Source organism: Cellulomonas sp. plas2, from assembly GCF_057221735.1.
The window spans coordinates 666924-681315 of record NZ_CM170155.1; the positions used below are offsets into that span (position 1 = coordinate 666924).

A 14392-nucleotide genomic window follows, 5' to 3' on the forward strand; every position below is an offset into this window, starting at 1 on the left:
GGGCTGGGCACCGTGACACTCGCGCCGCAGCTCCCGCTGCACGAGGGCCGCTACGCGTTGACGGTGCAGGTGACGAAGGACGGCGCGGCGCTGTCCCGGCCGGTGGCGGCGCCGCTGGTGGTCACGGTGGCGTCGACCACGAGCCCCGCAATCACGACGCCCGGCACGACGACGCCCGGCACGACGACGCCCGGCACGACGACGCCCGGCACGACGACGCCCGGGACGACGACGCCGAAGACGACGGCACCCGGCACGACGGCGCCGGGCGCGACGACGCCGGGCGCGACGACGCCGGGCGCGACGACGCCGAGCACGACGACCCCGGCTCCGACGACGCCGGGCGTGCCGAACCCAGGTACGACGACGCCCCGCACGGGGCCGGCTCCGACGACGCCGGGCGCCGCCCCGACGCCGGGCGGCGCCATCCCGCCTGCGGCGACGCCCGTCGGCCCCGCCCCCGCGACTCCGGGGACGAGCGCACCTGGGACCTCGCCGGGGACCTCGCCCGGCACCTCACCCTTCGCGCCCGGCAGTGCGCCGTCGACCAGCCCGCCCCCCACGGCAGGCCAAGGGCCCGGGCCGGACACCGTCACCTACCCGTCCGTCGGCGACTTCGCGGTCACCGCGATGACGCCGCGGCACGTGTCGACGGCCGGCGGCCAGACCGTCCAGCTCACCGGAACGGGCCTGCAGGGCGCGGCGGTGCGCGTGGGCGCGACCGGGAACGCCCGTGTGGTGGCGGCGACGAGCACGACGCTCGTGTTCGTCGCGCCGGCCCTCGTCGCCGGGACGTACGACGTGACCGTGCACGCGACCGGTCGGACGAGCGTGCTGTCCCCGGGGCTGACCTACGTGGTGCCGGGCACGACGCCCGGCACGACGCCACCGCCGACCACCGCCCCGGCTGCCCCTGGTACGCCGCCGGCGACGACCCCGGGCACCACGCCCGGCACGTCTCCGGGCACATCTCCGGGTACCTCGCCGACGACGGCGCCGACCACGCCACCTTCCTCGTCGACCACCCCGCCCGCGGACCGGCGCACCGGGCCGTACGGGCAGCGGCTCGTGCGCTCCAGCACCTTCGCGCCGCTGACCACGCTGTGGGCGGCTCCGTGCACCTCGACCTGCACGGGCCGCCAGCTCTGACGGCGTAGGAGATGACGAGAGCGCCCTCAAGGCGCTCGAGGCGCTCGAGGCGCTCGAGGCCCCGGCCGGGTGCCGGACTCAGCGGTCGGCGGTGGTCCGTCGGTGCGGCGTCCAGCGGTACCAGAGGCCGGAGGGCGGCGTGTCGGCCACGACACGCCGCTCGGTCCGGCGTCTGCCGCAGCGAGCGACCACCGTCGGGGCTGTTGCTCCGTGGAAGGCGTCCGTGCGACGGCTCGAGACCGCCGCGTGGCGGGTCGGTGCGGAGCGACGGCACCGGAGCGTCTCCCGGCGGTGTCTCGCGCTGGACACGTCGTCCACGCCCCGCTCTCCGCACCAGGCCGCCACGGACGACAGCCGGTGCGCAGACCTCACCCACGACGGCCCTCGCGACGCGGTACCGATCGATGTGGTCGGGCCAGGCGTCACCACGCCCGGCGGCGTCGAGGATCCGAGGGACGAAAGCGCCGTCGGCGCGGCTCCGAGATCGTCGGGCGGCGCCGCGCGTCGCCGTACGGGAGGTGCAGGACATCTGACGACGACGAGGACCTCGCGCGTCAGCCGGTGAGGTGGGCGGTGCGCTCGACGACGGTCCTGGTCGGGAGGTCGGCGCTCGTGGTGGCGGTGCCCTGGACGTCGAGCCACGTGCTGGTGCCGGCGAGGCGGTAGCGGCCGGTCCAGGTCGTCGTGCAGCGGACGGTCGCGGGGCCGGCGGTGGTGAAGGTGTGGGTGACGTCGGCGTGCGGCCAGGTGTGCCCGGGGCTGGTGGTGGTCAGGGGCGCGGTGCCGTCGCCGAAGGCCCAGGTCCACGAGGTCGGGGTCGCCTGCACCTCGACGGTCCGGCCGAGCAGCGTGGTGGTGAGCGTCGCGGGTGCGGGGTCGACGGTGAGGACCAGGGGCATGTTGACCAGCACGTCGCCCGTGGCGGGCTGCGTCGCGGCGGTGGGCGCGGGCAGCGGCAGCCGCCGGAAGTCGGCCTCGGTGAGCACGGGCACCGCGGCCGCGTCGGCCCGGCAGAGCCAGCCGTTGTCGAGCGTCCACCGTCCGGTGGAGCCGGCGGGGCGGGACCAGGACGGCGGCACGACGGTCTCGCCGTCCGCGCAGGGCAGCGGCTGCGCCTGCCGGCCTGGCGGGCACTGGGTCGGCTGGTCCAGCAGTGTGGCCCCGGCGCCGTAGCAGAGGCCGCCGGGGTGCGTCTCGCGTTCCTGCGCCCCCGCGCCCGCACCACCAGCCTTCGAGGTGCCATTCCGCGAGGCGGATCCAGAAAGTTCGATGGCCCCGGAATCCGCGTGACCAGTGAAATCGCCGCTACGAGCCGCGCCCACCGTCAGTGCCGCAATCACCGCGACGCCTGCCGCAAAGAGATGAACTTCAAGGCGCGGCATCGACGACCATGTCCCGTACTAGCCAGCCTTCGTTCGAGGACTGCATCGCGAGTGTGGCGACCGCATACTGAGCTGGCTGCATAGGCCCCCTTTCGCCGGACTCCAGGATCTCGGACCGGGCTGCTTGCCGGACCTCCAGCCGCACCAAGACCTCGGCGCCATCGCGATCGACGACCTCCGCGAGCAGAATTTCGATAGCTCCGCCCTCGGTCGCCGGCGTGCCTTCGAGATCTGTGACGACCGAGGAGCAGTACACGCAGTCGGGACCTGATCGCGCGACCCACTCCGCGAAGTCGTGCGTGGCAATGACGTATCCGTAGAGCCCGGTGAAGTAGACCGCTGCGTCGACCGCTCCCTGCTCGCTCACGTCAGGCGGAGGGGACGCAGGGGCCGCCGGCGGAGCAGCAGCGGTCGGCGTCGCGGACACCGCGGCGCTCGGCGCGGCTGCCGCGTCCGTCGGGCCGGGCGCCGCTGCCGGCGTCGTCGAGCAGCCCACCAGCACCGGCAGCGCCGCGAGCGCGCACCAGAGCCGAGCGCGGCGGCGGTGATCCCCCATGCCGCCGGAGGTTACCGACGCTTCCCGACCCGCTCCCCGGGCCCTGTGGACGAATCACCCGGACGGCCCAGAACGGTCACCGCCACGCACTCCGAGGGGCTGTCACCGAGGTCGTGGCCGCCATCGCCGGAGTTTGCGCCCGCTCGTCGTGCCTCAGGTGCGCCGGCGCGGCGCCGTGCCGCCACCGCACAGGAGCTCCAGCAGCCCACGCAGCACGGCCACCCGCAGGACCAGCGTGCCGACCGTCAGCAGCAGCGCCAGGGCGGCCCCGCCGAGGGCGATGACGACCAGCACCACCGCGAGGATCAGCACGCCGTCCATGCCGTGCATCGTAGGACCGCGGCCGCGGAGCGGGTGCCCGGGTCACGGCGCCCGGCACGAAGGTCTCCGACCTGCCGCGAGATACCACGACACGCCGGTGGACAGCCCGCATCCGTGGCATCTCGGCGGAGGGCGCCGAGAGCCACCGGCGACATCGGCGGGTTCGAGGGCACGCCCGACGCGGCGGTGTTCAAGCGGTGGGTCGCCTTCGGGCTGCTGTCGTCGCACTCGCGGCTGCACGGGTCCAGCTCGTACCGCGTCCCGTGGGCGTTCGACGACGAGGCCGTCGACGTGACGCGGGCCTTCACACGGCTCAAGCTGCGCCTGCTGCCCTACCTCGGCGGCGCCGCGGAGGAGGCGACGACCACGGGCGTGCCGGTCATGCGCGCGATGGCGCTGGAGTTCCCCCGCGACCGGGCGGTGGCGGGGCTGGGGACGCAGTACGTGCTGGGCGGCTCGCTCGTCGTCGCCCCCGTGTTCTCGGCGTCCGGCGACGTCGACGTGTACCTGCCGGGGCCGGCCGCGGGCGAGGTCGGCCCGTGGACGCACCTGCTCTCGGGGGAGCGCGTGGCGGGCGGGTCGTGGCGGCACGAGCGGCACGGGTTCGACTCGCTGCCGCTGTACGTGCGGCCGGGGACCGTCCTGCCGCTCGGCGCCGTGGAGGACACGCCGGAGTACGCGTGGGCCGAGGGCGTCACGCTGCGCCTGTTCGCCCTGCCCGACGGGTACGACGCCGTCACGGCGGTGCCCGGCGGGACGGGGGCGCCCGCGCGGTTCCACGTGCGCCGCACCGGGGGCCGCGTCGTCGTGCGGTCCGACGACGCGCCGGGTGCCTGGCACGTCGAGGCCGACGGGGCGACCGTCTCCGTCGACGGGCCGGACGAGGTCGTCCTCACGCTGCCTCACGCGTGACGGCGGCTCCGGAGGGCGCGGCCGTCAGCGGCGCGACGGCGGTCGGCGGCGCGGGGGTCGTCGCCGACCCCGAGGCCTGGCGGTCGGCGACGAACCCCGTGCTGCCCGGGATGCACCCGGACCCGTCCGTGTGCCGGGTCGACGGTCCGGACGGCACCTGGTTCTACGTCGTGACCTCCACCTTCGAGCTCGTGCCGGGGTTGCCGGTGCACCGCTCGCGGGACCTGGTGCACTGGGAGCCCGTGGGGCACGTGCTCACCGGCGCCCTGTCCTACGACGGGGTGGGGGACTCGGGCGGGCTGTACGCGCCGACGATCCGCCACGACGGCGCGCGGTTCCTCGTCGTGTGCGCGCACCTGGGCGGGCCGGACGGTGGCAGCGGCACCTTCGTGACCACGGCGGTCGACCCGGCCGGGCCGTGGACGCCCCCCATGTGGTGGGAGGGTGTCGACGGCGTCGACCCCTCGCTGCTGCTCGACGACGACGGCCGGGTCTGGGCGCACGGCGCCCGCGGCGCCCGCAGGCCCGCCTGGCCGGACCAGGGCGAGGTCTGGGTGCGCGAGGTGGACCCGGCGACCCTGCGGCTGCACGGGCCGGAGCACGTCGTCTGGCGCGGCGCCGCGGTCGGCGCCACCTGGACGGAGGGGCCCCACCTGTACCGGCACGGGGAGCACGTCGTGCTGCTGGCGGCGGAGGGCGGCACCGAGCGGCACCACGCCGTCGTCGCGGCGCGGGCGTCCTCGCCGCTCGGACCCTACGAGGCGTGCCCCGACAACCCGGTGCTCACGCACCGGGCGTTGGGGCCGGGTGCCGCGGTGGTGAACGTCGGGCACGCCGACCTCGTCGAGGCCCCCGACGGGTCCTGGTGGGCCCTCGTGCTGGCCTCGCGCCTCGTGGGCGGCGCTGACCTCCTCGGGCGCGAGACGTTCCTCGTACCCGTGACGTGGCACGACGGGTGGCCGGTGCTCGCGCCCGGCGTCGGGACGCTCGTGCCCGAGCCCGGCGGACCGGGGGGCGTGCGGCGGCAGGACGACGGGCAGGACGACGGGCAGGAGGACGGGCAGGACGAGGCATGGGTGGCGGTCCGGCGGCTGCCGGGCGCCGTCGCCGACCTCGGGGGAGGGCACCGCGGCGGCACCGTGCGGCTGCGCGCGGGCGCGGGGCTCGAGGCGGCCCTGCCGGCGTTCGTCGGACGCCGGCTCACCTCGCCGTGGGCGCGGCTCACGCTCGGGCTGCCGGAGCGCGACGCGGGCGTCCCGGCGGACGACGAGGTCGGGCTCGCGCTGCGGCTCTCGTCGCGGCAGTGGGTGACGGCGGGGGTGCGCGACGGGCGGCTGGTGGTGACCTCGTGCCGGGACGGCGTGCCGGAGGTGGTGGCGGACGTCGTGGCGGGGGTGGCGGTCGGCGGCGGCGGCACGGTCGTGGTCGCGCTCGAGGGCGCGCGGGCGGAGGTCGCCTGGTCGCCGGGCGGGCGGGGGGCCGGGACCGAGGGGGACGGGCCCGCCGGCGCCGGTGCCACCCTCGTGCCCGTCGCCGCGCTCGACGTGCGGCACCTGTCCCCTTCGCACGCCGGGGGGTTCGTCGGGGTGGTGTACGGCCCCTACGCCACCGGCACCGGGACGCACCTCGTCGGGCCGCTGCACGAGCGCACGCCTCACCCGGCCGCAGGGAGATCCGCGGGGTAGCAGCCGCGCCCGGCCGTCGGCCGGGCCCTGCTCAGCGCCAGCCCAGGGCCGGCGCCACGTGCACGAGCAGGCTCTCCAGCAGGTGGGCGTTGTACTCCACGCCGAGCTGGTTGGGCACGGTGACGAGGAGGGTGTCCGCCGCGGCGATCGCCTCGTCCTCCGCCAGCTCCCGCGCGAGCACGTCCGGCTCGGCGGCGTAGCTGCGACCGAAGATCGCCGGGTTCGGCCCGTCGATGTACCCGACCTGGTCGCGGTCCTGACCGCCGCGCCCGAAGAGGGCGCGGTCCCGGTCGTCGGTGATCGCCACGATGCTGCGGCTGACGGACACCCGCGGGGTGCGCTCGTGGCCCGCCTCGGCCCAGGCCTTGCGGAACGCCTCGATCTGGTGTGCCTGCTGGACGTGGAACGGCTCGTCCGACTCGGCGTCCTTGAGCGTCGAGCTCATGAGGTTCATGCCCTGCTGCGCCGCCCACACCGCGGTGGCGTCGGAGCCGGCGCCCCACCAGATCCGCTCGCGCAGCCCCTCCGCGTAGGGCTCGAGGCGCAGGAGCCCGGGCGGGTTGGGGAACATCGGCCGCGGGGCCGGCTGCGCGAAGCCCTCGCCCTCGAGCACCCGCAGCAGGACCTCGGTGCGCTCGCGGGCCATGTGGGCGGAGGTCTGCCCCTCGCGTGGCGCGTAGCCGAAGTAGCGGAAGCCGTCGACGACCTGCTCGGGCGACCCCCGGCTCACGCCGAGCTGCAGCCGCCCGCCCGCGATGAGGTCCGCCGCACCGGCGTCCTCCGCCATGTACAGCGGGTTCTCGTACCGCATGTCGATGACGCCGGTGCCGAGCTCGATCCGGCTCGTCCGCGCGCCGGCGGCCGCGAGCAGCGGGAAGGGCGAGGCGAGCTGGCGCGCGAAGTGGTGGACGCGGAAGTAGGCGCCGTCGGCGCCCAGCTCCTCCGCGGCCTCCGCCAGCTCGATGGACTGCAGCAGCACGTCGGCGGCCGAGCGGGTGGCCGACGAGGGCGACGGCGTCCAGTGGCCGAACGACAGGAACCCGATGCTCTTCACGCCGCCCTGAACGCGGCGTGCGCGTCCGTGCATTCCACAGGGCGTGGGCCCGTACGGGTGGCGTGTCGGTGGGGGCGGGCAGGATGCGCGCATGCCCGACTACCTGGCCCACGTGAGCGTTCCCGACGTCCCCGACTCCGACACCCGCGACGGCATGCGTGACGCCCTCGGCGCGCTGCGCGACGACGGACCGCCGGCCTTCGACGCGCCGCGCCCGGTGGTGTTCGAGGTGCGCGGCGAGGCGACCGACCTCGAGACGGCGATCCGCGAGGCCCACGCGCACGCGCAGGAGGTCCTCGACGAGATCCCGCACGAGGTGGAGGTGGTCCCGCTGGTGTGAGACGGCGTCGTAGGACCGCAGGGCACGAGCGGGCGGGTCACGTGACGGCCATGGCACGTTCACCTGGTGGTGTGGTGGCCGCCACCCGGACGTCCCCCCGCATGCCTAGCGTCGGGACGTCCCCGGACCACCTCCCGACCAGGAGCGACGATGACGCTGACCTCACCCGGACTGCGCCGGATGCTGCCGATGACCGGCCACACCATGGGCAGCCGGTCCGCGGCGACCTGCCACTACAAGTGCGGTGACGCCTGCCTGCGTGACGTCTCGAGCACATCGACCGCGCCGCACTTCGGGGCCGTCGCCGAGACGGCGCTGTCCCGCCGTGCCGTCCTCGCGGGCATGGGGCTCGTGGCGGCCGTGGCCTCGATGGGCTCGGCGGTGCTGCGTCCCGAGCGGGCGGCGGCCGCCGCCCGCTCCGCCGCCTGGGCGCAGGTGTCGGACACCTTCGGCTTCGCGCCCGTGGCGCCGGTCCAGCGGACGGTCGACGCCTTCACGGTGCCCGACGGCTTCGACTGGCACCCGATCATCCGCTGGGGCGACCCCGTGGTCACCGGCGCGCCGGCGTTCGACCTGGACGACCAGAGCGCTGAGGCCCAGGAGCAGCAGTTCGGCTACAACAACGACTACCTGGCGATCCTCCCGCAGGGCGACGGCACGGCCCTGCTCGTGGCCAACCACGAGTACACGAACGAGAACCTCATGGTCCCCGGCTTCGTGGACGAGGAGTCGCTCACGGTCGAGCAGCTGCGGACCTCCATCGCCGCGCACGGCATGTCCGTGGTGCAGGTGGAGCGCCGTGGCGACGACCCTCGCTGGTACCCCGTCGCGTCCCCGTTCGGCCGCAGGTTCAGCGCGCTGAGCACGCGGTTCCGTCTCACCGGTCCGGTCGTCGGCCACGAGCTCGTGCGCACGAGCACCAACCCGCGCGGCACGTCCGTCATCGGCACGCTGAACAACTGCGCCGGCGGCCACACCCCGTGGGGCACGGTCCTGTCGGGCGAGGAGAACGTCGACCAGTACTTCCGGGGGGACCCGGCCGCCGCCGACCCGCGCAACAACGAGATGTACGGCCTCGTCGGCGACGACGGCGAGGCGGGCACCGGCCGCTACTGGTGGAAGGTCGACCCGCGCTTCGACATGGCGCAGGAGCCGAACGAGTTCAACCGGTTCGGCTGGGTCGTCGAGATCGACCCGACGGACCCGTCCTCGGTCCCGCTCAAGCACACGGCCCTCGGCCGGTTCAAGCACGAGGGCGCGACGGTCGCCGTCGCGGCCGACCGCCGCCTCGTCGTCTACATGGGCGACGACCAGGCCAACCAGCACCTCTACAAGTTCGTCTCGAAGGGCAAGCTCGGCGGCAGCCTGCGCAACGGCTCCTTCCTGCTGCAGCAGGGGGACCTGTACGTCGCGCGGTTCTCGGCCGAGGGCGACCCGGCGGCCGACTACGACGGCACCGGCGAGTGGATCCCGCTGACCAAGGGCGGCCGCTCCATGGTCCCGGGGATGTCCCTCGAGGAGGTGCTGGTGTTCACGCGCCTCGCCGCGGCGGCGGTCGGCGCCACGCCGATGGACCGGCCCGAGGACGTGGAGCGCAACCCCGTCAACGGCAAGGTGTACATGGCCTGCACCAACAGCTCCTCGCGGCAGGCTCCGGGCGTGGCGAACCCGCGCTCGAAGAACCGCTGGGGCCACGTCGTCGAGATCACCGAGGCCGGGGACGACGCCGGCGCGACGACCTTCACCTGGGCCCTGCCGCTGGTCTGCGGCGACCCCACGGACCCGTCGACGTACTTCGCCGGCTACCCGGCCGACCAGGTCTCGCCGATCTCCTGCCCGGACAACGTCACCTTCGACTCCGCCGGCGGCCTGTGGATCTCCACGGACGGCCAGCCGGGCTCGATCGGCCTCAACGACGCGCTGCACTACGTGCCCGTGGACGGCCCCGAGCGCGGGCACGTCCAGCAGTTCCTCGCCGTCCCGACCGGTGCCGAGACCTGCGGCCCCTGGGTCGACGTCGAGGACGGCTCGGTGTTCGTCGCCGTGCAGCACCCCGGGGAGACGGAGGGCGCCGCGGTCGACGTGCCGACCTCGACGTTCCCCTACGACGGGTCGTCGAGCCGCACGCCGCGCCCCAGCGTCGTGCAGGTGTACCGCACCACCGCCGGGGCGATGCCGCAGGGCTGACCCCCGCTCCCACGCGCCGGCCGGTGCCGTCCTCACGGGCGGCACCGGCCGGCGCGGCCGCGTCCGGTCCGGGTCCGGCGAGGACCTGGACCTGGCGGGTCCGGCGGGGGCACGATCCTGCCGTGCGGACCGTCGGGCTCCTCGGGGGCATGAGCTGGGAGTCCAGCGCCGAGTACTACCGCCTGCTCAACGAGGGCGTGCGCGGGCGGCTCGGCGGGCTGCACTCCGCCCGCCTGCTGCTCGCGTCCGTCGACTTCGCCGAGATCGAGGCGCTGCAGGTCGCGGGGGAGTGGGACCGGGCCGGTGACGTGCTCGCGGACGTCGCCCGCGGCGTGGCGACCGTCGGGCTGCTGGGCACGGCCTTTACGATGGAGCAGGCCTTCTACCGGGACCGGCTCGAGGGGCACGGCCCGCGCGTGCTGGTGCCGGATGCCGAGGACCGCGCCGAGGTGCACCGCGTCATCTACGACGAGCTGTGCCGCGGCGTGGTCCGCGAGGAGTCGCGGCAGGCCTACCGGGAGGTCATCGCCCGTCTGGTCGCCGCAGGTGCGCAGGGTGTCGTCCTGGGCTGCACGGAGATCGAGCTCCTCGTCGGCGCGACCGACAGCCCGGTCCCGGTCTTCCCGACGACGCGCCTGCACGTCGAGGCAGCACTCGACGCAGCGATCGATCGAGCGCTCGACGGGACGCCCGAGACGGCGCCGGCCGCCGACGTGGCGCCCGTCCCGAAGGCGTCGTCCTCCTGAGGTCCTCAGCGCGGTGACGGGCCGGGCGCTACGCCGAGGTACCGCTGCGGCCCCCGGAGCCACGGCGTGTCGTGGCGCCTCGACGAGCCCGCAGCACCACGTCCTCGGTGTGGTGGCTGCCGGCTCCCGTGGAGAGGTCGCGGGGGCGGCGCTCGTCGACCTCGACCTCCCAGTCGTCGCCGAGGAGCCGCGCGACGTCCGGGGGCAGGACGTACTCGGCCAGGTCGAAGCCGGCCGTGCGGGCGGCGTCGTCGTCGACCGCATGGTGGACGACGAGGAGCGTGCCGCCGGGGGCGACTGCCGCGAGCAGCGCGCGCTCGGCGGCGTCGTCGTCGGGAGAGGTGCGCCGCAGCGCGGGGTACTGCGCCGAGACGAGGTCGAAGGCCTCGGGTGCGAGGCGCGCGTCGAGCAGCCCGGCCCGGAGCCAGGTGACCGCGACGCCCGCCTGCTCCGCGTGCCGCGCGGCGCGGTCGAGCGCCACACGGGACACGTCGAGGGCGGTCACGTCCCACCCGCGCCCGGCCAGCCACACCGCGTCGGCCCCCTCCCCGCACCCGACATCCAGGGCGCGGCCCGGCGTCAGGTCGGCGACCTCGGCGACGAGGGCGCCGTTGGGCGTGCCGCTCCAGAGCTTCTCCGCCTCCGCGTAGCGCCCGTCCCACTCGGCCGCGGTCGCGGGATCCAGCTCTGCAGGGGGGAGGTGCGCCATGGGCAGCAGGATCACGGTCGCCGGCCGTCGGTGTCACGGGCCCTTGCCGACCGGGCAAGAACGCGGGTGGCCGTCGTCGCGCTGACGGGGCCGTCCACCGGAGCCCGCCCGGTTGCGGCGGCGGGCGCGCGTGCGAGGGTGGGCGGACGCCGCCGCCCTGCAGCCCCCGGGGCCGGGTCGGCGCCGGCGAGGGGACCCGCATGCGCGCGATGACCTACCGCGGTCCGTACAAGATCCGGGTCGAGGAGAAGGACCGCCCACGGATCGAGCACCCGCGCGACGCGATCGTCCGCGTCACGCTGGCGACGATCTGCGGCTCCGACCTGCACCTCTACCACGGCCTCATGCCCGACACGCGGATCGGCCACACGTTCGGCCACGAGTTCGTCGGGATCGTCGACGAGGTCGGGCCCGCGGTCGAGAACCTGCAGGTCGGCGACCGGGTGCTCGTGCCGTTCAACGTGTACTGCGGCACCTGCTTCTTCTGCGCGCGCGGCCTGTACTCCAACTGCCACAACGTGAACCCCAACGCCACGGCGGTGGGCGGCATCTACGGCTACTCGCACACCACCGGCGGCTACGACGGCGGGCAGGCCGAGTACGTGCGCGTGCCCTTCGCGGACGTCGGGCCGACGATCATCCCCGAGTGGATGTCCGATCGGGACGCCGTGCCGCTGACCGACGCCGTGTCCACGGGGTACTTCGGCGCGCAGCTCGCGGACGTCGTGGAGGGCGACGTGGTCGTCGTGCTGGGGGCGGGGCCCGTCGGGCTGACGGCGGCGCGGTCCGCCTGGCTCATGGGTGCGGGGCGCGTGATCGTCGTCGACCACCTCGACTACCGGCTGGAGAAGGCGCGCACCTGGGCCTACGCCGAGACGGTGAACTTCTCGCAGGTCAAGGACGTCGTGCTGACGCTCAAGCGCATGACGGACGGCCTCGGGGCGGACGCGGTGATCGACGCCGTCGGGGCCGAGGCCGACGGCAACCTGCTGCAGCACGTCACGGCCGCGAAGCTCAAGCTGCAGGGCGGCTCCCCGATCGCGCTCAACTGGGCCATCGACGCGGTGCGCAAGGGCGGCACGGTGTCGGTCATGGGGGCCTACGGGCCGATGTTCAGCGCCGTGAAGTTCGGGGACGCCATGAACAAGGGCCTCACGCTGCGGATGAACCAGACGCCGGTCAAGCGCCAGCTGCCGCGCCTGTTCGAGCACGTGCGCAACGGCTTCATCACGCCGAGCGACCTGCTCACCCACACCTTCGCGCTCGACGACATCGCCGAGGCGTACCACGTGTTCGCCACCAAGCTCGACGGCTGCGTGAAGCCGGCGATCGTGCCCGGCGGCGGGCAGTGACGCCCGCAGTGACGCCCGTCGGTCACCGCGAGGTGCCACCCCGCGACGACGCGCCGACGACGAGCTGACGAGGAGACGACCATGCCCTACACCGCCCGCAAGCCCCCGCTGCCCGAGACCCCTGAGCAGCTCCGCGCCCGCATCCCCGGCTGGGGCGTGGACCTGGACCCGCGCGACCGGCCCGCGTTCCCCCGCGAGGTGCCCGACGAGGCCGTCATCGCGGCCGACGCCCTCCCCGAGGCGCAGCCGGAGGACCGGCCACGCGAGCGCTCGATCGAGCACATGCGTCTGACGCCCGTGTTCGGGACGGCTCAGCCGCTGCACGGCGTGTCGGGGGCGGTGCGCCGGCTCGCCTACGCGCGGTTCTCCGAGGCCCGGGCCGCGCACTGGCTGCTGCTCCTGGCCGGGGACCGCATCGAGTCGGCCGGGGCGCACGTCACCGCCCTGCTGCAGGGGAAGCCCGACGACCTCCTGCGCGAGACGGGCGTGCTCGGCGAGGTGGGGGCGCACCCCGTGCGGTCGCGGACCGGTGAGCACCGCGCCGACCTGGCGCACGCCCCGCTCGACCCGCTCGTCGTGGTGGGGCCGTGGCTGGTCCCCGCGGCGCTGGCCGTCCTGGGGGTGCGGGCGGTCCTGAGGCGCGCACGGCGGTGACCGGCGGCGCGCCCGACTCCGACGCGACCGACGTCGTGGCCGACGCCGAGGCGACCGACGTCGCGCCCGACACCGACGTGACCGCCGACGACGTCATCGCCGACCTGACCGCCGACGAGGTCGTCGCCGACGTGCTCGTGGTCGACGCGGCGAACGTCGTCGGTGCCCGGGCCGACGGCTGGTGGCGCGACCGGGCGGGCGCTGCCGCGCGGCTCGTCGCGGCGCTCGCCGTGCTGCCGGAGCGGCCCGCGCGGGTCGTCGTGGTGCTCGAGGGACGGGCGCGGGACGCGGTGACCGAGGCCGCCGAGGCCGCCGGCGTCGAGGTGGTCCGTGCCGCGCGCGACGGCGACGACGCCGTGGTCGACGCCGTGCGGTCACGGGTGCGACCGGGCGTCGACGTGCTCGTCGTGACGTCGGACCGCGAGCTGCGGGCACGGGTGGAGGCGGAGGGCGCACGGGCACGGGGCGCGGGGTGGCTCCAGGGGCAAATCGACGCGGTGCACCGCCCCGGCCGGACACCGCGCGTTTGATCGACATTCACGCATAACCTATTGACGTTCGATAGGTGTGTGCGCCAGGGTCGGTGCATGACCGTCGCTCCGAGCGGCCCCACCGGGCGTCTCGCGCCGCCGATGCGCGCCACGTCCGGCCCCACGCACGACCTCATGCACGGCCTCACGCATGGCTTCACGACCGGGCTGACGACCGGGCCGGTCTCGTGCCCGCGCTGACCGACGCGGTCACCGCGCTCGCGGGCACGCCGTGGGCCCTCCTGGTGCTCTACGTGCTCACGGTCGTCGACGGGGTGCTGCCGCCGCTGCCGAGCGAGGCCGCGGTGCTGGCCCTCGCGGCGCTCGCCGCGGGCGGGCCGGCGCTCGACGTGCTCCTCGTCGGCGGCGTGGCCGCGCTGGGCGCCTTCACCGGGGACCAGGTGGCCTACACGATCGGCGCGCGGCTGCCCGTGCGGCGGTCCCGGCTGCTGCGGTCCTGGCTGCGGCGTTCCCCGCGGCTGCGGCGCTCGCTGCGCCGCGCGGGCGTGGCGCTGCGGCAGCGAGGGGCGGCGGTGGTGCTCCCGGCGCGGTTCGTGCCCGGCGCGCGGGTCGCGGTGGCGCTCGCGGCCGGCGCGACGGGCATGTCCCGGCGGCGGTTCTGCGCGATCACCGCGGTCGGTGCGGTGGCCTGGGCGACGCTCATGGTGAGCATCGGAGCGGGGGCGGGTCACCTGCTCGACGACCGGCACCCGCTCCTCGTCGTCGCGGCCGGGGTGGTCGGTGGGCTGCTCGTCGGCGCGGTGCTCGACCGGGTGCTCCAGGCGGCGTCCCGCCTCGGGGGACGGCTCGCGGCG

At 75.5% G+C, this 14392-nt stretch carries 16 protein-coding genes and 1 pseudogene; 11 read left to right on the forward strand and 6 right to left on the reverse strand.

Annotated features, from left to right (window positions below; translation table 11 throughout):
* Positions 1-50: 50 nt before the first annotated feature.
* On the reverse strand, positions 51-563 hold the full coding sequence (locus AC2TDM_RS03015) for a hypothetical protein (RefSeq protein ID WP_484635784.1): 513 nt from the start codon (positions 561-563) through the stop codon (positions 51-53).
* 67 nt (positions 564-630) lie between these two features.
* Between AC2TDM_RS03015 and AC2TDM_RS03020 the strand changes: the two genes are divergently transcribed.
* Positions 631-1149 (forward strand): IPT/TIG domain-containing protein, encoded by a 519-nt coding sequence (locus tag AC2TDM_RS03020; protein WP_484635785.1) that lies wholly within the window; start codon positions 631-633, stop codon positions 1147-1149.
* Between the two features lie 554 nt (positions 1150-1703).
* On the opposite strand, the gene AC2TDM_RS03025 is transcribed toward AC2TDM_RS03020, so the two are convergent.
* From AC2TDM_RS03025 to AC2TDM_RS03035, 3 genes are all read right to left on the reverse strand, one after another.
* Positions 1704-2489: a PKD domain-containing protein gene (locus tag AC2TDM_RS03025; protein WP_484635786.1), complete on the reverse strand. Its 786-nt coding sequence runs from the start codon at positions 2487-2489 to the stop codon at positions 1704-1706.
* A 28-nt stretch (positions 2490-2517) separates the two neighbouring features.
* Entirely contained in the window at positions 2518-2898 is a 381-nt protein-coding gene (locus AC2TDM_RS03030) for a hypothetical protein (RefSeq protein WP_484635787.1), read from the reverse strand.
* A gap of 342 nt (positions 2899-3240) precedes the next feature.
* Complete coding sequence (locus tag AC2TDM_RS03035; protein WP_484635788.1) at positions 3241-3408, reverse strand: hypothetical protein; 168 nt, start codon at positions 3406-3408, stop codon at positions 3241-3243.
* Positions 3409-3522: 114 nt separating this feature from the next.
* Between AC2TDM_RS03035 and AC2TDM_RS03040 the strand changes: the two genes are divergently transcribed.
* Positions 3523-4320 carry a TIM-barrel domain-containing protein gene (locus tag AC2TDM_RS03040; RefSeq protein ID WP_484635789.1) on the forward strand — a complete coding sequence of 266 codons (798 nt, stop codon included), beginning with the start codon at positions 3523-3525 and terminating at the stop codon, positions 4318-4320.
* Positions 4317-6005, forward strand: coding sequence for a glycoside hydrolase family 43 protein (locus tag AC2TDM_RS03045; RefSeq protein ID WP_484635790.1), 1689 nt, complete (start codon positions 4317-4319; stop codon positions 6003-6005). The genes AC2TDM_RS03040 and AC2TDM_RS03045 overlap by 4 nt, the downstream gene beginning before the upstream one ends.
* 31 nt (positions 6006-6036) lie before the next feature.
* Here AC2TDM_RS03045 and AC2TDM_RS03050 read toward each other — a convergent pair whose 3' ends face one another.
* Positions 6037-7059, reverse strand: a complete 1023-nt coding sequence (locus tag AC2TDM_RS03050) for an LLM class flavin-dependent oxidoreductase (RefSeq protein WP_484635791.1) — start codon at positions 7057-7059, stop codon at positions 6037-6039.
* Positions 7060-7150: 91 nt separating this feature from the next.
* Here AC2TDM_RS03050 and AC2TDM_RS03055 point away from each other — a divergent pair, with 91 nt between their 5' ends.
* The 3 genes from AC2TDM_RS03055 to AC2TDM_RS03065 all read left to right on the forward strand — a co-directional run bounded on the left by AC2TDM_RS03055 (position 7151) and on the right by AC2TDM_RS03065 (position 10332).
* Positions 7151-7399, forward strand: a complete 249-nt coding sequence (locus tag AC2TDM_RS03055; protein WP_484635792.1) for a hypothetical protein — start codon at positions 7151-7153, stop codon at positions 7397-7399.
* A gap of 150 nt (positions 7400-7549) precedes the next feature.
* On the forward strand, positions 7550-9586 hold the full coding sequence (locus tag AC2TDM_RS03060) for a PhoX family protein (protein WP_484635793.1): 2037 nt from the start codon (positions 7550-7552) through the stop codon (positions 9584-9586).
* A 122-nt stretch (positions 9587-9708) separates the two neighbouring features.
* Complete coding sequence (locus AC2TDM_RS03065) at positions 9709-10332, forward strand: aspartate/glutamate racemase family protein (RefSeq protein WP_484635794.1); 624 nt, start codon at positions 9709-9711, stop codon at positions 10330-10332.
* A gap of 28 nt (positions 10333-10360) precedes the next feature.
* Here AC2TDM_RS03065 and AC2TDM_RS03070 read toward each other — a convergent pair whose 3' ends face one another.
* A complete protein-coding gene (locus AC2TDM_RS03070; protein ID WP_484635795.1) occupies positions 10361-11041 on the reverse strand; it encodes a class I SAM-dependent methyltransferase in 681 nt (226 codons plus the stop codon).
* A 200-nt stretch (positions 11042-11241) separates the two neighbouring features.
* On the opposite strand from AC2TDM_RS03070, the gene AC2TDM_RS03075 reads away from it, so the two are divergent.
* The 5 genes and pseudogenes from AC2TDM_RS03075 to AC2TDM_RS03095 all read left to right on the forward strand — a co-directional run.
* Entirely contained in the window at positions 11242-12393 is a 1152-nt protein-coding gene (locus AC2TDM_RS03075) for a zinc-dependent alcohol dehydrogenase (protein ID WP_484635796.1), read from the forward strand.
* Between the two features lie 81 nt (positions 12394-12474).
* Entirely contained in the window at positions 12475-13047 is a 573-nt protein-coding gene (locus tag AC2TDM_RS03080; RefSeq protein WP_090033361.1) for a hypothetical protein, read from the forward strand.
* Entirely contained in the window at positions 13044-13577 is a 534-nt protein-coding gene (locus AC2TDM_RS03085) for an NYN domain-containing protein (protein WP_239078815.1), read from the forward strand. Before AC2TDM_RS03080 ends, AC2TDM_RS03085 begins: the two co-directional genes overlap by 4 nt.
* A 57-nt stretch (positions 13578-13634) precedes the next feature.
* Positions 13635-13778, forward strand: coding sequence for a hypothetical protein (locus AC2TDM_RS03090; protein ID WP_175499527.1), 144 nt, complete (start codon positions 13635-13637; stop codon positions 13776-13778).
* Between the two features lie 104 nt (positions 13779-13882).
* Positions 13883-14245, forward strand: a pseudogene (locus AC2TDM_RS03095) (DedA family protein); the annotation flags it as partial.
* Positions 14246-14392 lie beyond the last annotated feature (147 nt).